This window comes from Cognatiluteimonas weifangensis (assembly GCF_003416885.1).
In the GTDB taxonomy this organism is placed as follows: domain Bacteria; phylum Pseudomonadota; class Gammaproteobacteria; order Xanthomonadales; family Xanthomonadaceae; genus Cognatiluteimonas; species Cognatiluteimonas weifangensis.
Genome location: NZ_QVPD01000003.1, coordinates 192,054 through 213,809, shown reverse-complemented (window position 1 = coordinate 213,809; position 21,756 = coordinate 192,054). Strand labels below are relative to the sequence as shown.

Genomic DNA, 21,756 nt, shown 5'->3' with positions numbered 1-21,756 from the left:
CCGTTGAGAACGTCGCCGATCCCCGTGAAAACCCCGCTTCGCGCCCTGGTCCGCACCCTCGTCGAGCAGACCATCGCCACGCTGCGCGCGCAAGGCGCCCTGCCCGCCGACCTCGCCGTCCCGGCGTTCGTGATCGAACGCCCCAAGGACCGCAGCCACGGCGACTTCTCCAGCAACGCGGCGCTGCTGCTGGCCAAGCCGGCGAAGTCGAATCCGCGCGCCATCGCCCAGGCGCTGGTCGCGGCGCTGCCGCCCAGCGACGCGATCGCCGCGGTCGAGATCGCCGGCCCGGGTTTCCTCAATTTCCGCCTCGCCGCACACGCCTGGCAGGGCGAGCTGCGCGCGATCCTCGACGCGGGCGCCGGCTACGGCCGCAACGACTCCGGACAGGGCCGCTGCGCCGGGGTCGAGTACGTCAGCGCCAACCCGACCGGCCCGCTGCACGTCGGCCACGGCCGCGCGGCGGTGATCGGCGACTGCATCGCCCGCGTGCTCGCCGCCAACGGCTGGAACGTCAAGCGCGAGTTCTACTACAACGACGCCGGCGCGCAGATCGACAACCTGGCCCGCTCGGTGCAGGCGCGTGCGCTGGGCAAGACGCCCGACGATCCGTCCTGGCCCGAGGACGGCTATCGCGGCGACTACATCGTCGAGGTCGCCCAGGCCTACCTGCGCGGCGACAGCGTCGAGGCCGAAGGCCACGCGGTGGCCGGCGCCAAGGATCCGCAGGACCTGGACGCGATCCGCCGCTTCGCCGTCGCCTACCTGCGCCGCGAGCAGAACGCGGACCTGGCCGCCTATGGCGTGGCCTTCGACGTGTACTTCCTGGAGTCCTCGCTGTACGCCGACGGCAAGGTGGAGGAGACCGTGGACGCGCTGGTCGCCCACGGCCACACCTACGAGGAAGGCGGCGCGCTGTGGCTGCGCACCACCGAGTTCGGCGACGACAAGGACCGGGTGATGCGCAAGTCCGACGGCAGCTACACCTACTTCCTGCCGGACGTCGCCTATCACCTGTCGAAGTGGCAGCGCGGCTACGTGCGCGCGATCACCGAGCTCGGCGCCGACCACCACGGTTCGCTGGCGCGGGTGCGCGCGGGACTGCAGGCGCTGGACTGCGGCATCCCGCAAGGCTGGCCGGAGTACGTGCTGCACCAGATGGTGACGGTGATGCGCGGCGGCGAGGAGGTGAAGCTCTCCAAGCGCGCCGGCAGCTACCTGACCCTGCGCGACCTGATCGACGAGGCCGGCCGCGACGCCACCCGCTGGTTCCTGCTGGCGCGCAAGCCCGATTCGCAACTGACCTTCGACATCGACTTGGCGCGCAGCCAGTCGCTGGACAACCCGGTGTACTACGTGCAGCTCTCGCACGCGCGCATCTGCGGGCTGTTCCGGCAGGCGCGCGAACGCGGCCTGGCCTGGGACGCGGACCGCGGCCTGGCGCAGGCGCCGGACCCGGGCGACGCCGCCACGCACGCGCTGCTGACCGAGCTGGCGCGCTACCCCGACGTGGTCGCCGCCGCCGGCGAACACCTGGAGCCGCACCTGCTCACCGCCTACCTGCACGAGCTGGCGCAGGCGTTCCAGTCGTACTACAACGACCATCAGTTCCTGGTCGAGGACGCCGCGCTGCGCGACGCGCGCCTGGCCCTGGCGCAGGCCACCCGGCAGGTGCTGGCCAACGGCCTCGACCTGATCGGCGTGAACGCACCGGAGAGCATGTAAGTGGCAGCACGACGCGGCAAGTCGCAGGCGCGACGCAACAACGGCAACGGCGCGGGCCTGCCCGGCTGGGCGTGGATGGTGCTGGGCATCGTGCTCACGGTGGTGGCGGTGCTGGCAGCGCCGAAGCTGCTGAAGTCCGACCAGGGCGACGGCTTCTTCCGCCCCCGCCCCAACCCCGACGCGCAACCGGCGGTGGCCAGCGCCGAGGCCGAGGACGCGATCGTGCCCGAAGGCAGCGCCGGCAGCGGCGATCCGCCGGCCGCGACCGCCGACAAGCCCAAGGGCACCCAGTACGACTTCTACACCCTGCTGCCGGCCGACGAGGTCGCGATGAGCGACGCCGAACTCGCCGCCACCGCACGCGCGGAAGCCGCGCGCCAGGCGCAGCAGGCCGCAGCCGTCGCGGCCGACCCCGCCGCCGCGCCGGCCGCCGCCGACGCCGACGCGGCCGCTCCCGCCGACGCCGCGCCGACAGCGACCGCCGCGAGCGGCAACGACACTCCCTACCTGCTGCAGGCCGGCGCATTCGGCGCCTCCGGCGACGCCGAGGCGGTCAAGGCGCGGATCGCCCTGCTCGGGCTGGGCGCGCGCGTGGAGTCGGCGAGCATCGGCGGCAAGACCGTCTATCGCGTGCGCATGGGCCCCTACGGCAGCGCCTCCGAACTGGCCGAAGCCAAGCGCAAGCTCGCCAGCGGCGGCCTGCCGGCGCTGGCGATCAAGGCGAAGTGACCGGCCTGCGCTCCGGCAGCGCCGTCAGGCGATGCCTGATGACGCTGTCGCTGTGCGCACTGGCGCTGATGGCCGGCAGCTGCCAGCCCACCCGGTCCAGCCCGCCCTTGCGGGTGCTGTTCGTCGGCAACAGCCTGGTCTATTACAACGATCTGCCGGCCAGGTTTGCGACGCTGCATGCCGTTGCGCATCCGGGCCAGTCGGCCGATGTCGACATGCTCGTCGTCGGCGGTGGCCGCCTGCGCCAGCGTCTCGATGACGGGGTCCTTGCATCGATCCTCTCCGCGCAGCGGTTCGACGTGGTCGTCCTGCAGGACGTGGGGGGCTGGCCGTTGTGCCCGCCGCACCATGCCGAATGCGAAGACGCGCCGCGCGCGTTGAGGGACGCTTCGATGCTGGTGCGGGCCCATCGGGCGCGACCGGTGTGGTATGCGACCTGGCAGACGGTTCCGGCGGCGCAGGCCGCCCTGAGCGCGGCAGTCCACGAAGTCGCTTCGGCCCAGGGCATCGACACCGCCGACGTCGGCGCCGCCCTGCAGGCGCTGGACGTCACGACGACCGGCGCCGCCCTGCGCGCGGACGGTCATCCGACGCAGATCGGGACCTGGCTCGCGGCAGCCAGCGTGCTGGCGACGCTGGACCACGCGTCGCTGCCGGCCTCTGCACCGCCACGCAGCTGCGGATTCGCTTGGGAAGGCAGCGGCATCCATGCCGATCGTCTGGCCTCGCAGTACCCCAGGCCACCGGCCGATTGCCAGACACTGGGCGCCACGCAGTGGGCGGCGATCCGCGCCGCGGTGCTGGAAGCCCCGCCGCGCGCGGGCGGTTAGGTCGCGGCGCCTGAGACCCCGGTCCGGCAGCATGGGCCGCTGCAGGAGGACCGCCCATGCCGATCGAAGCCGCCCTGGTCAAACCCGTGGTCGACGCCCTGCTGGGGCTGTTCCGCCAGGGCCGCGACCTGCAACTCAAGCACGACGCCGAAGCCGCGCTGCGCGAGGCGATCCGCGAGCTGCTGCTGGCCAATCCCGACGAAAACAAGGCCGCCGCGCGCATCGCCATCGCCCGCGCCGCCGGCATCCTCTCCGAGGACGTGGTGCTGGCCGAGGACATGCTGCGCAAGCACCGGGCGACCAGGGCGCGCACCCGCGGCAAGGGCGGCGGCGGCAAGCCGCGCAAGTCCGCCGCCACCGCGCCGCCCGCCGCCGCGAAACCGCCGCGCCCGGTCAAAACGCCGGCACGCACCGGAGCCGGCAAGCGGCGCAAGTGAAGACTGTCGTCACCCGGCGTGACCCGACCTGAGCACCGGTGCCGCCACGGGTTGGCGAATGCGCGCGCGTTCTGCACAATCGCCCATTCCCAACGTCGCGGGCAGGGCATGTCCTTCACGGTTACCGTCGAACCGCAGCATCGACTCGTCCGCGTCGTCTACCGCGGCACCATCACCATCGCCGAGCGTCACGCCGCCGTGCAGGAAGCCATGCGCGTGCTGGCGCCGGTGCAGTACCGGCGCCTGCTGATCGACCTCAGCGCCGCCAGCCCCGTGGCCGAGGCGCTGGGCCTGAGCAATTCCTTCGCCACCGTGCTCGCGACCACGCCGCAGATCCGGGACAGCCGCCTGGCCTACGTGGTGAACCCGCACGACCACGGCAACCGCCTGATCGAGAACCTGGCCTCTGCCCGCCACGTCGCCGTGCAGCGTTTCCACGACAGCCAGTCGGCGCTGGACTGGCTGCTCGCCGACGAGGACGCGGCCGACTGACCGACTGACCCGGCGCCCGGGCGCGCGCCGGCGCCGGTAGAATCGGCGCATGACCAAGACCGCCTTCATCACCGGCGCGACCTCGGGCTTCGGCCGCGCCGCCGTGGACCGCTTCGCCGCCGCCGGCTGGCGCGTGGTCGCCTGCGGCCGCCGCGCGCAACGCCTGCAGGCGCTGGTCGACGCGCACGGCGCCGAGCGGGTGCACGCGGCCGCGTTCGACCTGCGCGACGCCGCGGCGCTGGAGGCCGCGCTGCAGGCGCTGCCGGCGCCGTTCCGCGGCGTCGACCTGCTGCTCAACAACGCCGGCCTGGCGCTGGGCACGCGGCCGGCGCAGCACGCCAGCCTCGAGGACTGGCGCACGATGATCGACACCAATGTCGTCGCGCTGGTGACCCTGACCCGCGCCCTGCTGCCGACCCTGGTCGAGCGCCGCGGCGCGATCGTCAACGTCAGCTCCACCGCCGCCAAGTACCCGTACACCGGCGGCAACGTCTACGGCGGCACCAAGGCCTTCGTGTCGCAGTTCTCGCTCAACCTGCGCGCCGACCTGCACGGCACCGGGGTGCGGGTGACCACGCTGGAGCCGGGCATGGCCGAAACCGAGTTCACCGTGGTGCGCACCCACGGCGACCAGGCCGCCTCGGACGCGCTGTACGCGGGCGCACAGCCGATGACCGCGCAGGACATCGCCGAGACGATCTACTGGATCGCGACCCTGCCGCCGCACCTGAACATCAACCGCCTGGAACTGATGCCGACCAGCCAGTCGTTCGCCGGCTTCCAGGTCGCGCGCGACGCCTAGCGCCGCGCGCGGGAGCCCTGCGCCGGGCGTCAGCCCTGCGGTTCGTCGCTGAGGTAGGTGTAGGCGGTCAGGCCGGCCTCGAGCGCGGCGTTCATGCGTGCGGCCTCGGCGGCGGGCAGGCCGGCGGCGGCGACCTTCGCGCGGTACTCGGCGCGCAGCGCGTCGAGCGTGTAGCCGACGTAGTCCAGCATCACGTCGGTGGTGTCGCCGCGGCGCTGCTGGGTCACGGCATAGCCGTCGCCGGTCAGCCGCACCTGGACCGCATCGGTGTCGCCGAACAGGTTGTGGATGTCGCCCAGGATCTCCTGGTAGGCGCCGATCAGGAAGAAGCCCAACCGGTAGCTCTCGCCCGGTCGCAGCGGGTGCAGCGGCAGCGAGGAGTCCAGGTCCTCGTTCTCGACGTAGGTGTCGATCTTGCCGTCGGAATCGCAGGTCAGGTCGGCGACCACGCCGCGCCGGGTCGGCGCCTCGTCCAGGCGCTCGATCGGCACGATCGGGAACACCTGGTCGATCGCCCACACGTCGGGCATCGACTCGAACACGCTGAAGTTGACGAAATATTTGTCCACCAGGCGCTCGTTGAGCTCGTCGAGCAGCTCGCGATGGCTCTTTTCGGCGAAAGTCAGGCGCGCCCGCACCGCGTGCGCGATGGCGTAGAACAGGTCGTCGATGCGCGCGCGGTGGACCAGGTCGAGCTGGCCCAGCGCGTACAGCGACAAGCCTTCGCTGTGGTGGTGCTGGGCTTCGTGGAACAGTTCCACCGGCGGCCGCACGTCGAGTTCGCCATGGACCTCGCGCAGGCGCCGGATCACCGCCGGCTCGTCGTCGTGCGCCGGCGGCACCCGGCCTTCCGGCGCCTCCTCGACCTCGGCGACGTTGGCCACCAGCAGCGCGTGGTGCGCGGTCATCGCCCGCCCGCACTCGGTGACGATTCGCGGCGGCGCCAGGCCGGCGGCTGCGCAGGCCTCCGCCAGCGGCTGCACGATGCTGGAGGCGTACTGCGCCAGGCCGTAGTTGATCGAGCACTCGCTGCGCGAGCGCGTGCCTTCGTAATCGATGCCCAGGCCGCCGCCGACGTCCATGTAGCGCACTGCGGCGCCGAGTTTCGACAGTTCGACCAGGTAGCGCGTGGCCTCGCGCATGCCGCGGGCGATGTCGCGCACGTTGGAGATCTGCGAGCCCATGTGGAAGTGCAGCAGCTGCAGACAGTCGCCCATGCCGCTGTCGCGCAGCGCCTTCCACAGGTCCAGCAGCTGGCGCGGGCTGAGTCCGAACTTGGCCTTGTCGCCGCCGCTGTTCTGCCACTTGCCCGCGCCCAGCGACGCCAGCCGCATGCGCACGCCCAGGCCCGGGCGCACGCCCAGCGCGGCGGCTTCCTCCAGCGCCAGCCGCAGCTCGGAGGGCTTCTCGATGACGATGTAGGTCTGCAGCCCGAGCTTGCGCCCGATCAGCGCCAGGCGGATGTATTCGCGATCCTTGTAGCCGTTGCAGACGATCAGCCCGCCGGGGCGCGACAGCGCCAGCACCGCCATCAGCTCGGGCTTGCTGCCCGCCTCCAGGCCGAAGCCCTCGCCGGCGTGCGCGGCCAGGGTGCCGGCCACGGCCTGGTGCTGGTTGACCTTGATCGGATACACCGCGGTGTAGCCGCCGCGGTAGTCGCAGTCGGCCTGTGCCTGTGCGAACGCCGCCTGCAGCTTGCCCAGGCGGTCGCCGAGGATGTCGGGGAAGCGCAGCAGCAGCGGCAGCTTGGCGCCGCCGGCGCGCGCGGCATCGACCACCTCCGGCAGCGCGATTGCCGGGCCGTCGGCGCCGCGCGGGCGCACGACCATGCGGCCCGCGGCGTCGACGTCGAAATAGCCGTCCGCCCAGTGCGGGATCGAATAGGTCTTGCGGGCTTGCTCGAGCGACCAGACGCGCATCGGCGGATCCTTGCGAACAGGCACGCAGTTTAGCGGTTCGCTCCGGCGGCGGCGGCAATCCGGGCCGACGCCGCGCGGCGACGCAGCGTGCCGGCGGCGGCTCCGGCGCGGTCGGCTACAATCGGCGGCCCGCGCGCGCCGAGACCACGCCATGCCCGAAACCGCCTGGAAACACGAGAACTGCGAGTTCACCGGCTCGGCCATCGGCTTCCGCATCGCCGCCAAGCTCGACGAGGTGCTGTCGCCGTTCCAGAAGATCGAGATCTTCGAAACCACCGACTGGGGCAACCTGATGCTGATCGACGGCGCGGTGATGCTCACCGGCCGCGACAACTTCCTGTACCACGAGATGATGGCGCACCCGGCGCTGTTCACCCATCCCGATCCCAGGCGCGTGGTGATCATCGGCGGCGGCGACTGCGGCACCCTGCGCGAGGTGCTGCGACACCCGGGCGTGCAGCAGGTCGTGCAATGCGACATCGACGAGCAAGTCACGCGCATGGCCGAGAAGTGGTTCCCGGAGCTGTGCGAATCCAACGCCGATCCGCGCGCGCAGCTGCTGTTCGACGACGGCATCGCCTACATGGCCGGCTGCGCACCCGGCAGCGTCGACATCGTGATCGTCGACTCCACCGATCCGGTCGGCCCGGCCGAAGGCCTGTTCAACCAGGCCTTCTACGCCAGCTGCTTCCGCGCGCTGCGCGCGGACGGCATCCTGGTGCAGCAGTCCGAGTCGCCGCTGGCGCTGCTCGACCTGATCCGCAAGATGCGCGCGGAAATGGGCAAGGCCGGGTTCGCCGCATTCGCGACGCTGCCGTTCCCGCAGCCGTGCTATCCGACCGGCTGGTGGAGCTGCACCCTGGCGCGCAAGGCCGGCGGCTTCGACTTCCGCGAGGACGACGCCCGCGGCAAGCGTTTCGCCACCCGCTACTACAGCGCCGAGATCCATCGCGGCGCGCTGACGCTGCCGCCGTTCGTGGCCGCCGCGCTGGGCTGACGCGGCCGCCGCGGGCCGCGGCACGCTCGGCCGGCAGCCCACACCCCCGCCGCCGCGCCCGGGCGCGGCAACCGCCGGGCGGCGATTGTGTGCCTTGCGTCACAATTCGTCGCCCCATGGCAGACAACCGCCGCCGCATGCAGAACAATCGCCCGACCGGCGCCGGGGGGGTCCGCCGGTCAAGGGGATCGCTTGCGTCGTCTGCTGTTGGGAACATGGCTGGTCGCATTCGCGCTGTGCGCAGGGCAGGGCGCCGCCGTGGCATCGCCGACCCCCGCTTCCGCGAGCACCGCGTTCGACGCCCTGCTGCAGCGGCTGGAAGACGGCGAGATCGCCACCCTGTCGCCGGCGCAGGTACAACAACGACTGGACCGCCTGGCGCAGCTGCTGCCGCGCGGCGACGCCGCCCGCGAACTGCACTATCTTGCGCTGCGTTGCGGCTGGGGCTACGACGGCAATCTGCACGCGCAGCTGGCCGCGGCCGAGGACGGCCTGGCGCGCGCCGCCGCCGCGGACGACGCCGCGGCGCTGGCGCGATTCCACTACTGCCGCGCCGCAGTGCGCGAGCAGCGCGGCAGCCCCGCGCAGGTGATGGCCGACTACGAAGCCGGCATGGCCGCGGCGCGGCGCGCGGAGGACCGGCGCCTGCTCGCCGACGGCCTGGCCTCGCGCGGCGGCATGCACTCGCTGCTGGGCGAACAGGCGCGCGCGGTGCTCGACCTGCTGGCGGCGCAGCGCCTGTACGCCAGCGCCGGCTTCCGCACCGACGCGGAGTCGATGCTGCTGGACCTGGCCATCACCTACCGGCGCATGGGCGAACAGGACCAGGCGCTGGACTACCTGCGCCAGAGCGAAGCCTTCGCCAGCCAGCGCGGCGACTGGAACCTGCTGATCGGCAGCCTGCTGCAGCAAGGCTACCTGGCCGAGGACCAGAACCGCACCGACGATGCGCTGAACCTCTACGGCCGGGTGCTGGCGCTGGGGCGCAAGCACGCCAGCCGCTATGACATCGCCAGCGCCCATCTGGCGATGGCGTGGCCGCGGATCCTGCGCGGCGAGCATCGGCGCGCACTGCAGTTGCTGGACGCCGCGCAAGCCGGATTCGACACGCTCGGCGACCGCTCCAACCAGGGCATGATCGCCCTGCGCCGCGGCCAGGCGCACGCCGGCCTGGGCGAGCACGCGCAGGCGCTGGCCGACTATCAGCGCGCGGCGGCCGCGTTGCAGCACGGCGACAACCCGCGCTACCTGGCGATGCTGTACCGCGCGCGTGCGCGCAGCCTGCAGGCGCTGGGCCGCGCCGACGCCGCGCTCGCCGACCTGGAACGCTACATCGACACCCACGAGCGCCTGGCCGCCGCCGAGCGCAGCCAGCAGGGGCAACTGCTGCGCTACCAGTTCGACAGCGACCGGCGCGACCTGGAGAACAAACGCCTGGCCAGCGAGACGGCGCTGCGCGAGCGCCAGCTGCAGGCGCTGCTGCAGGCGCGCCGCTGGCAGTGGGCCGCGATGGGCCTGGGCGGTGCGCTGCTGCTGCTGCTGGGCGCGCTGATCATGCGCCAGCTGGTGCGCATGCAGCGCCTGCACGAGATGGCCTCGACCGACCCGCTGACCGGGGTCGCCAACCGGCGCAGCATCGAACAGCTCGGCGCGGCCGCGCTCGCGCGCGCGCGCGCGCTGCAGCAGCCGCTGTGCGTGCTGGTGCTGGACGTGGACCACTTCAAGCAGGTCAACGATCGCCACGGCCACCTCAGCGGCGACCAGGTGCTGGCGCGGATCACCCGCGCCTGCCGCGACGCGCTGCGCCACTTCGACCTGCTCGGCCGCACCGGTGGCGAGGAGTTCCTGGTGCTGCTGCCCAACACCCGGCGGGCGCAGGCGCAGCCGATCGCCGAGCGCCTGCGCGCGGCGATCGCCGCGATCGACCTGACCGACATCGCTGCCGGGCTGACGGTCACCGCCAGCATCGGCCTGGCCGAGCTGCAGCCCGCCGACGCCGACCTGCGCGACCTGGTCGCGCGCGCCGACGCCGCGCTGTACCGCGCCAAGGGCCAGGGCCGCGACCGGGTGGAAGCCGACGCCGTGCCGGCCTGAGCCGGCCGCAGGCGTTGTCGCTCGCGTCGACGGGCCACAACCGCAGGCAGCGGCGCACCGCGTTTCGCGGCGACGGCGCGTGCGCTACAGCGCGTCGCCGTCGAGCTCGCCGGTGCGGATCCGCACCACCTTGTCCAGGTCCCAGACGAAGATCTTGCCGTCGCCGATCTTGCCGGTGCCGGCCGCGCGCATGATCGCCTCGACCACGACCTCGGCCTGCTCGTCGACCACCGCGACCTCGAGCTTGATCTTGGGCAGGAAGTCGACCACGTACTCGGCGCCGCGATAGAGCTCGGTGTGGCCTTTCTGCCGGCCGAAGCCCTTGACCTCGGTGGCGGTGATGCCGGCGACGCCGGCATCGGCCAGCGCCTCGCGCACGTCGTCGAGCTTGAACGGCTTGATGATCGCCATGACCATCTTCATCACGCGGTCTCCCGGTCGGCAGGCGTCAGGATAACGCCGGTTGCGCCGGTTGCGCCGGTTGCGCCGATCGCGGCGCGCGTGCTGTAGTGCCGGCCGGCGCCCGCGTCGCGGCTGCGGAGTTTTCCGACACGCCGCCGCGGTCGCCGCCGACGGTGCCGCTCCGCGGGTCCGGCCATGCTGGCCGCGCCAACGGAGAACCCGCCGCCATGAACGCCCGCACCGCCCGCACCACGCCCCTGTTCGCCCATACCCGCATGATCGATCTCGCCCACATCGACGAACTCGCCCGCCGCCTCAGCAGCCTGGTGCCGCCGGCCATGCGCGAGGGCCGCGAGGAACTGCAGCAGAACTTCAAGGCGGTGCTGCAGGCCGGGCTGGGCAAGCTCGACCTGGTCACGCGCGAGGAGTTCGAGGTGCAGCGCGCGGTTCTGCTGCGCACCCGCGAGCAGCTGGACGCGCTGCAGCACACGGTCGCGCAGCTGGAAGCCGACGCCCGCGCCGCGGCGACGCCGGCGTCGACCCCGGACCCGCGCTGAGTCCGCCGCCATGGGCCTTGCGCTGGTGCACAGCCGTGCACGCGCCGGCGTGCGCGCGCCCGCGGTCCGGGTCGAGGTGCACCTGGCCGGCGGGCTGCCGTCGATGTCGATCGTCGGCCTGCCGGAAGCGGCGGTGCGCGAAGCCAAGGACCGGGTACGCGCGGCGATCCAGTGCGCGCAGTTCGAGTTCCCGCCGCGACGCATCACCGTCAACCTGGCGCCGGCGGACCTGCCCAAGGGCGGCGGCCGCTTCGACCTGCCGATCGCGCTGGGCATCCTCGCCGCCAGCGACCAGGTGCCGCTGGAAGCGTTGCGCGACATCGAATTCCTCGGCGAGCTCGGCCTCACCGGCGAGCTGCGCGCGATCGACGGCGTGCTGCCGGCGGCGCTGGCCGCGGCCGCGGCCGGGCACCGGCTGATCGTGCCCGCCGGCAACGGCGCCGAAGCCGCGCTGGTGCGCGACATCGATGCCAGCACCGCGCGCACGCTGCTGGAAGTCTGCGCCGCGCTCGAAGGCCGCAAGACCCTGCCGCCGGCGGTCGCGCCGCCGAGCGTGCGCAGCCGCGGCGCCGACCTGGCCGACGTGCGCGGCCAGGCGCAGGCGCGGCGCGCGCTGGAAGTCGCCGCGGCCGGCAACCACCACCTGCTGCTGATCGGGCCGCCGGGCTGCGGCAAGACCCTGCTGGCCTCGCGCCTGCCCGGATTGCTGCCGGACGCCAGCGAGGCCGAAGCGCTGGAAAGCGCCGCGATCGCCTCGGTGAGCGGCGCCGCGGGCGGCGGTCGCGGCCTGGACCCGGCGCGCTGGCGCGAGCGCCCGTATCGCAGCCCGCACCACACCGCCAGCGCGGTGGCGCTGGCCGGCGGCGGCGCCGAGCCGCGGCCGGGCGAGATCTCGCTGGCGCACAACGGCGTGCTGTTCCTGGACGAGCTGCCCGAATGGGACCGGCGCGCGCTGGAAGTGCTGCGCGAGCCGCTGGAGTCGGGCGTGGTCACCATTTCGCGCGCCGCGCGGCACAGCGAGTTCCCGGCGCGCTTCCAGCTGGTGGCGGCGATGAACCCCTGCCCTTGCGGCTGGGCCGGCGATCCGTCGGCGCGCTGCCGTTGCAGCCCCGATGTCATCGCCCGCTACCGCGCGCGGATTTCCGGGCCGCTGCTGGACCGCATCGACCTGCATATCGAGGTGCCGCGGCTGCCGCCGGCGCAACTGCGCCCCGACGCCCCCGACGGCGAAGCCAGCGCCGCGGTGCGTGCGCGCGTGGAAGCCGCGCGTGCGCTGCAGCAGGCGCGCGCCGGCAAGCCCAACGCGCAGCTCACCCAGGCCGAGACCATGGCCGTCTGCCGCCTGGCCGCGGCCGACCAGGCGCTGCTGGAACGCGCCATCGACCGCCTGCAGCTGTCGGCGCGCTCCATGCACCGGATCCTGCGCGTGGCCCGCACCATCGCCGACCTCGCCGGCAGCGCCGAGATCGCCAGCGCGCATCTGGCCGAGGCGCTGGGGTATCGCCGCATCGACCGCCAACCGGGGCCCGCAGCAGCGACGTAAGTCGCCAGACGAACACTGGACGCATGCTCGCGCTTCACGGCGTCCTGCAGCGTTCCTCGCAGTGTTCTCGCAGGCCGTCGTGCTGCGGTTTGCGCAACACCGTCATCGGACCGCCGCCGGGCGCGCGCTAGACTGGCGCGATCCCCCGCCGGAGCCCGCGCCTGGAGAGCCTGCACGCCATCGACCTGCGCCTGCTGGGGTTCGCGCTGCTGATCCTGGCGGGGATCGCGTCGTCGCTGCTGGCGCGGCGCTTCGGCACGCCGTTGCTGCTGGTGTTCCTGCTGCTGGGCGTGGCGCTGGGGGTCGACGGCCCCGGCGGCATCCGCTATTCCGACACCCGCTTCACCTACCTGATCGGCTCGCTGTCGCTGGCGGTGATCCTGTTCGACGGCGGCCTGCGCACGCGCGCGGCGCAGGTGCGCGGCAGCGTGGCGCCGGCGCTGGTGCTGGCCAGCGCCGGGGTGGTGCTGACCGCCGCCCTGACCGCGCTCGCCGCCCACTGGCTGCTCGCCCTGTCGCCGCTGCAGGCGCTGCTGCTGGGCGCGATCGTCTCCTCCACCGACGCGGCCGCGGTGTTCTTCCTGCTGCGCGCCGGCGGCTTGCACCTGGAGCGCCGCACCGGCGCGACCCTGGAGGTCGAGTCCGGCAGCAACGACCCGGTCGCGGTGTTCCTGACCATCGCCCTGACCACCTGGCTGAGCGGCGACATGCAGGGCGGCATCGGCGGCATCGCGCTGCACATCCTCTGGGGCGCGGTGGCCGGCGTGGCGATGGGCTACGGCGGCGGCCGCGCGATCGTCGCCGTCCTCAACCGCCTCGACCTGCCCGCGGGCCTGCACCCGTGGCTGACCCTGGCCGGCGCGCTCGCGCTGTTCGCCAGCACCGGGCTGATCGGCGGCAGCGGCTACCTGGCGGTGTACCTGGCCGGGATCGTGGTCGCCAACCGTCCGCTGCGCGCGCGCAACCAGGTGCTGTCGCTGCAGGACGCGATGACCTGGTTCGCGCAACTGACCATGTTCCTGCTGCTGGGCCTGCTGTCGGCGCCGCACGCGCTGCTGCCGATCCTGTGGCCGGCGCTGGGCGTGGCCGCGTTCCTGATGCTGGTGGCGCGGCCGCTCGCGGTAGTGCTGTGCCTGCTGCCGTTCCGTTACCGACCGGCCGAGGTCGCCTTCATTTCCTGGACCGGGCTGCGCGGGGCGGTCGGCATCTTTCTGGCCTCGATCCCGCTGCTGGCCGGACTGCCCAACGCCTGGCTGTATTTCAACGTCGCCTTCGTGGTGGTGCTGACCTCGCTGCTGGTGCAGGGCTGGTCGCTGGCGCGGGTCGCGCACTGGCTGGGCGTCGCGGTGCCGCGCGCGGACCCCAACACCCGCCGCATCCAGCTCGACCTGCCGGGTCAGCTGGAATACGACATGATCGGCTACCGCATCGCCCCCGGCAGCGCGGTGCTGCGCGGCGCGCAACTGCCCGGGCGGGTGCGGCTGGCGATGGTGGTGCGCGGCGGCCAGGTGCTGCTGCCGGACGAATGCGGCGCCTTCGCCGCGCACGACTACGCCTACTTCGTCGCCCCCGGCGGCCAGGTGCCGCGGCTGGACTGGCTGTTCGCCGACGGCCGCGACGCGCGCGAGGCCGAGCAGGACACCTTCGGCAGCTTCATCCTGCCCGGCGACGTGCCGCTGGGCGAACTGGCGGACTTCTACGGCCTGCCGCTGCCCGCGCGCATCGCCCGCGCCACCGCGGCGCAGCTGTTCGACGAGCGTTTCGACGCGCAGCCGCAGGTCGGCGACCGGCTGGCGATCGGTCGCGCGGTGCTGGTGGTGCGCGAAGTCCGCGACGACCGCGTCGCCAGGATCGGGCTGAAGTTCACCGGCGTCGGCGAGCGCTGGATCAGCGGTTGAGCGCGGCGAGACGGGTGTCGGCCGCGCAAACCCGTCAATCGCGCGGCCAGACCCTGCGGTCGGGGTCGAACTCCGAGGTCACCAGCGCCTGCGCGCGCTGGCCGAAACCGCACACCACCAGCGGGCTTTCCGCGTAGCCGGTGAAGCCGAACGCGCGCTCGATGTCGATCTCGTTGATCGCGCCGGTGACAAACGGTCCCAGACCGGCCTGCGTCGCGCACAGCTGCAGCGTCTGCGACAGATGGCCGACGTCGAGCACGCAGACGCGATAAGCCTTGGCGTGGTTGCGGTACTTCCAGAAATTGCGGTGGAAGCGCGGCACCAGCACGCACAGCACCGGCGCGTCGGCAAAGAAGTCCTGCCCGGCGACCATGATCCGGGCGAAGGCGCGCAGTTCGTCTGCATTCCACGGCCGCGGCGCGGCATCACCCAGCGCCCGGGTGCCGCGGTCGCCGGGTTGCGGCGGCATGATCCGCGGCACCACCGGCTCCAGCGCGTGGCGGTCGACGCGATAGCGGTACAGGCCGGGGGCGATGCCCTCCACGCGCTGCAGCAGCAGCCAGCATTCGGTGGGATGCAGCGCGCCGCCGGACGGGCTGGTGCGCTTGAACACGTCGAAGCCCGGCGCGGGATGGCCGATGCCGCGCGCGCCGAACACCCGCGCCAGCAGCTGCGAAAGCGTCGCCAGCGGCACGCTGGCGGCGGTGTCGTAATTGCGGCAGGTGGCGCGGGTGTCGAGCAGCGCGTCGAAGTCGTCGCGCTCGATTCGCGGCAAGGCCACGTCGGCCGTCGGGTCCGCCGGCGGCCGCGCAGGCGGCGGCGGCGCGCCGTGCTGGCGCAGCAGGCCGGCGTTGGTGTCGAGGTCCTGTTCGGCCATGCCCTTCGGCCCGTCGATGCCTTCCCAGCGCGCGGCCATGTGCGCGACCGCTGCCGGTGCGTGCCAGCCCTGGGCGCGGAAATCGGCGTCGGCCGGCGCGCCCGCGTCGTCCTGCGGACGAGCCAGCAGCAGGCCGGCCGCGAGCAGCGCATCCACCGCCTCCGCGCCGAAGCGCGCGTCGAAGCCCTCGCGTTCGATCCAGTCCACCGCGCCGAGCGCGCCGAGCAACGGCACGTGTGCCGCATCAACCTCCACCGGCGCCGGCAGGTGCGGGGCGTGCGCGAACCAGCACAGCCGGCCGACCACGCCGGTGCCGCCCGACAACAGGTCGTCCAGCTGGAAGTTCGCCACCTCGCGCGGCTCTAGCCACGCCACCGCGCAGCGCCTGATCTGCATGCCGCTCCCCGTGTCCCGATGCGGTGCTATTGTCCGGCTTCCATCCACCAAGGGGGGACACCAGATGGCACAGGAAGACAAGATCCCGCCGGCCGGCCTGCATCCTCGGCTGGTCAGAAAGCTGTTGGACAACCTTGAAGGCAACGAGGAGTTCCGCGCGTTGTTCCAGGAGTCGCCGGAGAAAGCCCTGCGTTCCCTGGGCTACACCGATCCGTGGGCCTGCATGACGCTCGCCTCGGGTGCGAAGTTGGCGTCGCCGGAGCAGATCAAGGCACAACGCAACAAGCTGGAAGACGCCATGGTGGGTATCCAGGGTTATCTGTGCCCCCTGGAGTCCCAAGAAGGATTCTGAGATGAAGCATCCGGGGTAGCCCGGCTTGGCGGTAGAGCCGCCGAGCCGGGCTTCTAACGGAATCGCTGTGGGAAGGCGCTTACGCCTTATCGGCTTCCGTTTGTTCCCAGCGCGACTTGCACTTTTGCGCTTTGCTGCATGGCTTCGGCGGATACCGCGGCGTTGAAGAAGCGCAGCACCTCGGCGGTGGTCATTTCGACGAAGACACGACCACGATGCGTCGCCAGCCACTTTGCCTGAACCTGCGCACCCGCGGCATTGCCGGCCGCCTGTTCGGCGCGCATCAGTGCCCAGTGCGTCGCCACCAGGGCCGTGGCCTGCGCCACCAGCGGCCGCAGCCTCGCCACCGCCGCCTGTGGCTTGCCGGCCAATTGCTCCTGTTCAGCCAGCAGCACCTGTTGCAGTTGTGCCACGGTCGGATAATCGCGAATCGCCAGGCTGTCCTGAGTGCGGCGCAGGGCGTCGGCTACACCCGTCGCATCGCCCATGTGCGCCGCCAACAGGCCAGCGTATAGCCGTACCTCCGTCGCAATCGGCGGGTAGAGCGCATCCACAGCCACTGCTTTCGCATCCACGGCCGCCAGCAACTCCTGCACGCGGCGCTTGGCACTGGTCTCCCCCGCCAACACCGCCAGGCTGGCAATTGCGGCGCGCGCGCGCAGGCTTTCGAGTACATCGCCGGCGCCGGCGGCCTGCTGCAACCAGGCTTGTGCAGCTTGGGCTGCGCGCGTCCATTGGCCGCGGTCGATCCCGGTGACCACCGCCGCCTCGCCCTGCCAGCCGTCGCGCCCGCTCGTACTGGCCAGATAGACCTTGTCCGCCTGTGCATGCTGGCCGCGCGCGTCATAGGCTCGGGCATACATTTCGCCGGGGCCGGTGTTGCCTGTCTCACGCGCACGTCTGAACTGTGCAAGCGCTTCGTCATAGCGCTCCTGGCCCAGCAGCATCATGCCCAGGCTGTAGCGCACCGCTTCAATGCCTTCATACTGCGGTTTCATCGCTCGTCGGAACGTCGCTTCCGCCAAACGGAAATCGTTGAGCTGGTGCCACTGGTTGGTGCCCAGCCGGCCGATAACCCGGTAGTCGTCCGGATACAGCGTCAGATATTCCTGCGCCTTGCGGAAATAAGGTCCAGGCCCACTGTTCTGCTGTTGCAACAACTCGATGCGCGCGCGCTCCTGCGGCGACAGCCGCTGCGGAAGCGCCAAGGCCTTGCTACGTTCCTCCGCGGCCAACGCGACCTCGTCCAAACCAGCATACAAATCAGCCAGGTCCGCGTGCGCCAGCGCGAACTGCGGATCCAGTTGCAGGGCGCGCTGGTACAGGCCCACTGCCGTTGCCCGGTCGCGCGTGGTGTTCACCACGTTGCGCGCCACCGCGAACGCCTTCAGCGCATCCAGGCTGGGCGTGGCGACATTGGGTAGCGCCACCGAGGTCTTCTGCACGTTCTCCAGTGCCTCGCCGAGTTTGGCGCGCAGCTGGTCGGTGACCTCGTCGATCGAGGCCAGCGCCGATCCGATACCGCGGCCGTCGGCGGAAACCGCGTACACCGTGGTTTGGGTGCGCGGGTCGATGACTTCCGCGCTGACCCGCAGGCGGCCGCCGACTTCGGCCACGGTCGGCAGCAGCAGCGCGCGGGCGCCGTCGCGCAGGGCGATTTCCGAGCCGATGGCGCGGTCCACCGGCGCGTCCGGCTTGCGCTGCATGTTGCCCAGGGTCTCGCGCACCTTGAGGTCGCTGAGCACGTTGACGTAGCGCGACTGCTCCAGGCTGAGGCGGAACGCCTGCTCCAGCGAATCGTCCAGCAGCTTGTCGCCGGTGAGATTGCGCAGGTCGGCGACCACCACCCAGTCGCGTTCGCCGAAGGCGAGCGCCGGCTGCGGCCGGGTCAGGAACCAGCCGCCGCCGACCAGGCCCGCCACCAGCAGCAGTTCCGCCGCCAGCGCCGCCGGCCGCCGCCACAGCGGGATGTCGCGCCAGGCCTTGGCGCGGTTCTGCCGCGGCGCGCGCAGCGGGGCGAGGCCGGGCTCGCCGACTTCGTAGATCTCCTGCGCCTGCGGCACGCCCTTGAAGCGCCAGCGGCCCCAGTGCTTCCACACCAGGTGCTCGCCGCGGGCTTCGAGTTCGCCGGTGGCGCGGCGCGCCATCGGTTCGGCGGTGGCCGAGAGCAGGATCTGTCCGGGCCGCGCCAGCGTCATCAACCGCCCGGCCATCGGCTTGGCCAGGCCTTCGACCTCCAGCGGCTTGGCGCCGACGCTGACCGCGGCCTCGCTGTTGCGCCAGGTCAGCACCTCGCCCACGTGCAGGCCGGCGCGCGCCTGCAGCGTCATGCCGTGCCGGCGCAGCTGGTTGCGCTCGCCCAGCTCGCGCAGGCCGCGGGCGTAGTCCAGGGCGAAGCCGAGACCATCGATGGGGCGCTCGAACAGCAGCAGCAGGCCGTCGGAGCGGTCGATCAGGCGCCCGTGCCAGCGCTGCTGCAGCGCCAGCACCAGGCGGTCGTGGGCGCGGAACAATTCCGCAGCGGCGGTGTCGCCGAGGCGCTCGACCAGGGTGGTGGAATCGCACAGGTCGGTCAGCAGCAGGGTGCGCACCTGCGGCGTGGCCAGCGGCGCGGACCCGGTGCCGGGTGCGGGATCGGCGGGGTTGGGGCTGGCGTCGACGGCGGACATCGCGGGCTAGACCGGCGCGAGCGCGTCGTCCTGCCACTCGACGCGGTTGCCGCCCAGGCGCTTGGCGCGGTACAGCGCGGCGTCGGCACCGGCGTACCACTCCTCCCACGGCCGCCCCGGCACCACCGGGCAGGCGCCGATGCTGAGCGTGGTGATCTGCGGCGGCGCGGACTGCAGCTTGAACAACGCCTGCGCGGTATCGACCACGAACTGGGCGATACGCAGCACGTCGCTCTGGCGCTCGGCACCGACCAGCAGGCAGAACTCGTCGCCGCCCAGGCGGCAGGCGATGTCGTCGACGCCCGCGGCCGAACGCAGGATGTTGGCCACGCCCTGCAGCACGCGGTCGCCGACCTGGTGGCCGTGCTCGTCGTTGATGTCCTTGAAGCGGTCGCAGTCGATCAGCAGCAGGCCGCGCCCGCCGAGGGCATCGTTGCGGCGGCGCTGCTCCAGCTGCAGCTGGAAGCCGCGGCGGTTGTTGAGCCCGGTGAGCTCGTCGGTGCGGGTCAACGCCTCGGTCTGGGTGAGGCGGTGGGTGGTGGCGCGCAGGGTGTCGAGCGCCGATTGCAGGTCGGCATTGCGGCGGCGCAGGCGGCCGATCAGGCTCTGCTCGTTGAGCACCACGCGCTGGATCGCGCGGCGCAGGAAGCGCGCCAGCAGCAGCGGGTCGCGCTCGGCCAGCGGCTCGAACTCGCGCTGGCGCAGCTCCAGCAGCACCGCGCCGCTGGCGGCGACCGCGTCGGCGCTGCGGGCGTGGTCGCCGATCAGCAGGCCGAGCTCGCCGAAGAACTCGTGCCGGCCCAGGCGCCGGGGCACCAGGTCGTCGCCGAAGTCCAGGTCGATCTCGCCCTGCACGATCACGTACATGGTGGTGCCCAGGTCGCCGCGGCGGAACAGCGCCTCGCCCGGCGCCACCAGCCGCGGGCGGCCGATCTTCTCGAACAGCGCGTACTCTTCCGCGGTCAGCGTGGCGGCGGACGGTTCCATCCCGGTCTCCGGCGGGCGGGGCGAGGCCGGGTCCGCGGCGTCTGCGTTCATCCCGCGACCCCTGTCGTGTGGTGAATACGAGAATAACACCGGCGCGGCCGCCTACCGCCACGCTCCGGCACGCACCCCTCCCCCTGCCGCGCGGCGCGCGGCTGTCCCTTCTCCCCGCCCGCGGGGCGAGGGTGGGCCTGGCCGGTGCCGCGCGCGACTGTCCCTTCTCCCCGCTTGCGGGGAGAAGGTGCCGAAGGCGGATGAGGGGCGCCCCTCACGGATGCCGTGCATGAGACGCACTCACCCTCACCCTGACGCACTGCGCGCGATTGTCCCTTCTCCCCGCTTGCGGGGAGAAGGTGCCGAAGGCGGATGAGGGGTGCCGCTTGCGGATGCCGTGCGCGAGACGCACGCCCCCTCACCCGTGCTGCGCGCGTCCCCGCCTTGCGGAGCGAGGGGGGACTCGGCCCGTGCCGCGCGGTTGTCCCTTCTCCCCGCCTGCGGGGAGAAGGTGCCGAAGGCGGATGAGGGGTGCCGCTTGCGGATGCCGTGCGCGAGACGCACGCACCCTCACCCTGCCGCACTGCGCGCGATTGTCCCTTCTCCCCGCTTGCGGGGAGAAGGTGCCGAAGGCGGATGAGGGGCGCCACTTGCGGATGCCGTGCGCGAGACGCACGCACCGGGAGCGGCGCGGCTCAGGCGGCGGCGCGCTGGCCGTGGAACTGCTCTTCCTCGGTCGAGCCCTTCAGCGCCACGGTCGAGGACTGCGCCCCCTGGATGGTCTGGGTGACCGCGTCGAAGTAGCCGGTGCCGACCTCGCGCTGGTGCTTGACCGCGGTGAAGCCCTGCTCGGCGGCGGCGAACTCGGCCTCCTGCAGCTCGACGAAGGCGCTCATCTGCCGGCGCGCGTAGCCGTGGGCGAGGTGGAACATGCCGTAGTTGAGCGCGTGGAAGCCGGCCAGGGTGATGAACTGGAACTTGTAGCCCATCGCGCCGAGCTGCTGCTGGAAGCCCGCGATCGTGGCGTCGTCCAGGTTCTGCTTCCAGTTGAAGCTGGGCGAGCAGTTGTAGGCCAGCAGCTTGCCCGGATACTTGGCGTGGATCGCCTCGGCGAACTTGCGCGCGAATACCAGGTCCGGCTTGCCGGTCTCGCACCACACCAGGTCGGCGTAGGGCGCGTAGGCCAGGCCGCGGCTGATCGCCTGCTCCAGGCCCTTGCGGGTCTTGTAGAAGCCCTCGACGGTGCGCTCGCCGGTGCAGAACGGGCGGTCGTTGGGATCGATGTCGGCAGTGAGCAGGTCCGCGGCCTCGGCGTCGGTGCGGGCGACGATCAGCGTCGGCACCCCCATCACGTCCGCGGCCAGGCGCGCGGCGACCAGTTTCTCCACCGCCTCGCGGGTGGGCACCAGCACCTTGCCACCCATGTGCCCGCACTTCTTGACGCTGGCCAGCTGGTCCTCGAAATGCACGCCGGCGGCGCCGGCCTCGATCATCGCCTTCATCAGCTCGAAAGCGTTGAGCACGCCGCCGAAGCCGGCTTCGGCGTCGGCCACGATCGGCTGCAGATAGTCGATGCCGGCGTCGTCGCGGCCGTTTTCCGCGTGCTGCAGCTGGTCGGCGCGCAGCAGGGTGTTGTTGATGCGCTTGACCACCTGCGGCACCGAGTTGGCCGGGTACAGCGACTGGTCCGGGTACATCTCGCCGGCGAGGTTGGCGTCGGCGGCCACCTGCCAGCCCGACAGGTAGATCGCCTTGAGCCCGGCCTTGACCTGCTGCATCGCCTGGTTGCCGGTGAGCGCGCCGAGGGCGTTGACGAAGTCCTCCGCGTGCAGCGATTTCCACAGCTTCTCGGCGCCGAGCCGGGCCAGCGAATGCTCGATGGCGACGGTGCCTCGCAGGCGCACCACGTCGGCCGGCGAATACGGGCGGGTGATGCCGGCCCAGCGCGGATTGTTGCTCCAGTCCAGGGCGAGTTGGTCGGCGGTGGGGAGGGTGGTCTTCATGGCGGCGGTCCTGTGCTGGGCGGCGGTGGGGTGGCGGTCGGCGATGGGGCTTGGGG

General features: G+C 72.2%; 18 protein-coding genes. 12 read left to right on the top strand and 6 right to left on the bottom strand.

Going from position 1 to position 21,756, the window contains the following annotated elements; genetic code table 11:
• The first annotated feature begins 24 nt into the window (after positions 1 to 24).
• The 6 genes from argS (at position 25) to D0Y53_RS04265 (ending at position 5,015) form a co-directional block, all read left to right on the top strand.
• Positions 25 to 1,725: an arginine--tRNA ligase gene (gene argS / locus D0Y53_RS04290; protein ID WP_386724508.1), complete on the top strand. Its 1,701-nt coding sequence runs from the start codon at positions 25 to 27 to the stop codon at positions 1,723 to 1,725.
• Positions 1,726 to 2,454: an SPOR domain-containing protein gene (locus tag D0Y53_RS04285; protein WP_117201963.1), complete on the top strand. Its 729-nt coding sequence runs from the start codon at positions 1,726 to 1,728 to the stop codon at positions 2,452 to 2,454.
• A 38-nt stretch (positions 2,455 to 2,492) separates the two neighbouring features.
• Positions 2,493 to 3,284 (top strand): SGNH/GDSL hydrolase family protein, encoded by a 792-nt coding sequence (locus tag D0Y53_RS04280; RefSeq protein ID WP_117201962.1) that lies wholly within the window; start codon positions 2,493 to 2,495, stop codon positions 3,282 to 3,284.
• A 56-nt stretch (positions 3,285 to 3,340) separates the two neighbouring features.
• Positions 3,341 to 3,721, top strand: coding sequence for a hypothetical protein (locus D0Y53_RS04275; RefSeq protein ID WP_117201961.1), 381 nt, complete (start codon positions 3,341 to 3,343; stop codon positions 3,719 to 3,721).
• Positions 3,722 to 3,829: 108 nt separating this feature from the next.
• Positions 3,830 to 4,213, top strand: a complete 384-nt coding sequence (locus D0Y53_RS04270) for a hypothetical protein (RefSeq protein WP_117201960.1) — start codon at positions 3,830 to 3,832, stop codon at positions 4,211 to 4,213.
• A gap of 49 nt (positions 4,214 to 4,262) precedes the next feature.
• Positions 4,263 to 5,015 (top strand): SDR family NAD(P)-dependent oxidoreductase, encoded by a 753-nt coding sequence (locus D0Y53_RS04265; RefSeq protein ID WP_117201959.1) that lies wholly within the window; start codon positions 4,263 to 4,265, stop codon positions 5,013 to 5,015.
• A 29-nt stretch (positions 5,016 to 5,044) separates the two neighbouring features.
• On the opposite strand, the gene speA is transcribed toward D0Y53_RS04265, so the two are convergent.
• Positions 5,045 to 6,934, bottom strand: coding sequence for an arginine decarboxylase (speA, locus tag D0Y53_RS04260; protein ID WP_117201958.1), 1,890 nt, complete (start codon positions 6,932 to 6,934; stop codon positions 5,045 to 5,047).
• Positions 6,935 to 7,085: 151 nt separating this feature from the next.
• Here speA and speE point away from each other — a divergent pair, with 151 nt between their 5' ends.
• Both speE and D0Y53_RS04250 read left to right on the top strand, forming a co-directional pair.
• Positions 7,086 to 7,931, top strand: a complete 846-nt coding sequence (gene speE / locus D0Y53_RS04255) for a polyamine aminopropyltransferase (protein ID WP_117201957.1) — start codon at positions 7,086 to 7,088, stop codon at positions 7,929 to 7,931.
• Positions 7,932 to 8,123: 192 nt separating this feature from the next.
• Complete coding sequence (locus D0Y53_RS04250) at positions 8,124 to 10,025, top strand: GGDEF domain-containing protein (protein WP_147319000.1); 1,902 nt, start codon at positions 8,124 to 8,126, stop codon at positions 10,023 to 10,025.
• Positions 10,026 to 10,109: 84 nt separating this feature from the next.
• On the opposite strand, the gene D0Y53_RS04245 is transcribed toward D0Y53_RS04250, so the two are convergent.
• The gene (locus D0Y53_RS04245) at positions 10,110 to 10,448 is read right to left on the bottom strand and encodes a P-II family nitrogen regulator (RefSeq protein ID WP_117201955.1); all 339 of its coding nucleotides are present in this window, start codon (positions 10,446 to 10,448) and stop codon (positions 10,110 to 10,112) included.
• A gap of 254 nt (positions 10,449 to 10,702) precedes the next feature.
• On the opposite strand from D0Y53_RS04245, the gene ubiK reads away from it, so the two are divergent.
• The 3 genes from ubiK (at position 10,703) to D0Y53_RS04230 (ending at position 14,425) form a co-directional block, all read left to right on the top strand.
• Positions 10,703 to 10,984, top strand: coding sequence for a ubiquinone biosynthesis accessory factor UbiK (gene ubiK, locus D0Y53_RS04240; protein ID WP_117202069.1), 282 nt, complete (start codon positions 10,703 to 10,705; stop codon positions 10,982 to 10,984).
• A gap of 10 nt (positions 10,985 to 10,994) precedes the next feature.
• Positions 10,995 to 12,527, top strand: a complete 1,533-nt coding sequence (locus D0Y53_RS04235; protein ID WP_117201954.1) for a YifB family Mg chelatase-like AAA ATPase — start codon at positions 10,995 to 10,997, stop codon at positions 12,525 to 12,527.
• A gap of 140 nt (positions 12,528 to 12,667) precedes the next feature.
• The gene (locus D0Y53_RS04230; RefSeq protein WP_117201953.1) at positions 12,668 to 14,425 is read left to right on the top strand and encodes a potassium/proton antiporter; all 1,758 of its coding nucleotides are present in this window, start codon (positions 12,668 to 12,670) and stop codon (positions 14,423 to 14,425) included.
• A 34-nt stretch (positions 14,426 to 14,459) separates the two neighbouring features.
• Here the strand turns inward: D0Y53_RS04230 and D0Y53_RS04225 are convergent, their stop codons facing one another.
• Positions 14,460 to 15,698, bottom strand: coding sequence for a putative peptide maturation dehydrogenase (locus D0Y53_RS04225; protein WP_117201952.1), 1,239 nt, complete (start codon positions 15,696 to 15,698; stop codon positions 14,460 to 14,462).
• A 64-nt stretch (positions 15,699 to 15,762) separates the two neighbouring features.
• On the opposite strand from D0Y53_RS04225, the gene D0Y53_RS04220 reads away from it, so the two are divergent.
• Complete coding sequence (locus D0Y53_RS04220; protein WP_158550569.1) at positions 15,763 to 16,050, top strand: NHLP-related RiPP peptide; 288 nt, start codon at positions 15,763 to 15,765, stop codon at positions 16,048 to 16,050.
• Positions 16,051 to 16,136: 86 nt separating this feature from the next.
• Here D0Y53_RS04220 and D0Y53_RS04215 read toward each other — a convergent pair whose 3' ends face one another.
• The 3 genes from D0Y53_RS04215 to aceA all read right to left on the bottom strand — a co-directional run bounded on the left by D0Y53_RS04215 (position 16,137) and on the right by aceA (position 21,700).
• The gene (locus D0Y53_RS04215) at positions 16,137 to 18,641 is read right to left on the bottom strand and encodes a putative peptide modification system cyclase (RefSeq protein ID WP_425477029.1); all 2,505 of its coding nucleotides are present in this window, start codon (positions 18,639 to 18,641) and stop codon (positions 16,137 to 16,139) included.
• Positions 18,642 to 18,725: 84 nt separating this feature from the next.
• Positions 18,726 to 19,706 carry a GGDEF domain-containing protein gene (locus D0Y53_RS04210; protein WP_233511640.1) on the bottom strand — a complete coding sequence of 327 codons (981 nt, stop codon included), beginning with the start codon at positions 19,704 to 19,706 and terminating at the stop codon, positions 18,726 to 18,728.
• Between the two features lie 686 nt (positions 19,707 to 20,392).
• Positions 20,393 to 21,700, bottom strand: a complete 1,308-nt coding sequence (gene aceA / locus D0Y53_RS04205) for an isocitrate lyase (protein ID WP_117201948.1) — start codon at positions 21,698 to 21,700, stop codon at positions 20,393 to 20,395.
• Positions 21,701 to 21,756: the final 56 nt, after the last annotated feature.

What these genes read in the sequence shown, in the direction of transcription:
- speE (WP_117201957.1), top strand. Translation starts at nt 7,086, where the DNA reads ATGCCCGAAACCGCCTGGAAACACGAGAACTGCGAGTTCACCGGCTCG.
- D0Y53_RS04265 (WP_117201959.1), top strand. Translation starts at nt 4,263, where the DNA reads ATGACCAAGACCGCCTTCATCACCGGCGCGACCTCGGGCTTCGGCCGC.
- D0Y53_RS04280 (WP_117201962.1), top strand. Translation starts at nt 2,493, where the DNA reads ATGACGCTGTCGCTGTGCGCACTGGCGCTGATGGCCGGCAGCTGCCAG.
- D0Y53_RS04270 (WP_117201960.1), top strand. Translation starts at nt 3,830, where the DNA reads ATGTCCTTCACGGTTACCGTCGAACCGCAGCATCGACTCGTCCGCGTC.
- D0Y53_RS04220 (WP_158550569.1), top strand. Translation starts at nt 15,763, where the DNA reads ATGGCACAGGAAGACAAGATCCCGCCGGCCGGCCTGCATCCTCGGCTG.
- ubiK (WP_117202069.1), top strand. Translation starts at nt 10,703, where the DNA reads ATGATCGATCTCGCCCACATCGACGAACTCGCCCGCCGCCTCAGCAGC.
- D0Y53_RS04275 (WP_117201961.1), top strand. Translation starts at nt 3,341, where the DNA reads ATGCCGATCGAAGCCGCCCTGGTCAAACCCGTGGTCGACGCCCTGCTG.
- D0Y53_RS04210 (WP_233511640.1), bottom strand. Translation starts at nt 19,706, where the DNA reads ATGGAACCGTCCGCCGCCACGCTGACCGCGGAAGAGTACGCGCTGTTC.
- D0Y53_RS04245 (WP_117201955.1), bottom strand. Translation starts at nt 10,448, where the DNA reads ATGAAGATGGTCATGGCGATCATCAAGCCGTTCAAGCTCGACGACGTG.
- D0Y53_RS04235 (WP_117201954.1), top strand. Translation starts at nt 10,995, where the DNA reads ATGGGCCTTGCGCTGGTGCACAGCCGTGCACGCGCCGGCGTGCGCGCG.
- speA (WP_117201958.1), bottom strand. Translation starts at nt 6,934, where the DNA reads ATGCGCGTCTGGTCGCTCGAGCAAGCCCGCAAGACCTATTCGATCCCG.
- aceA (WP_117201948.1), bottom strand. Translation starts at nt 21,700, where the DNA reads ATGAAGACCACCCTCCCCACCGCCGACCAACTCGCCCTGGACTGGAGC.
- D0Y53_RS04225 (WP_117201952.1), bottom strand. Translation starts at nt 15,698, where the DNA reads ATGCAGATCAGGCGCTGCGCGGTGGCGTGGCTAGAGCCGCGCGAGGTG.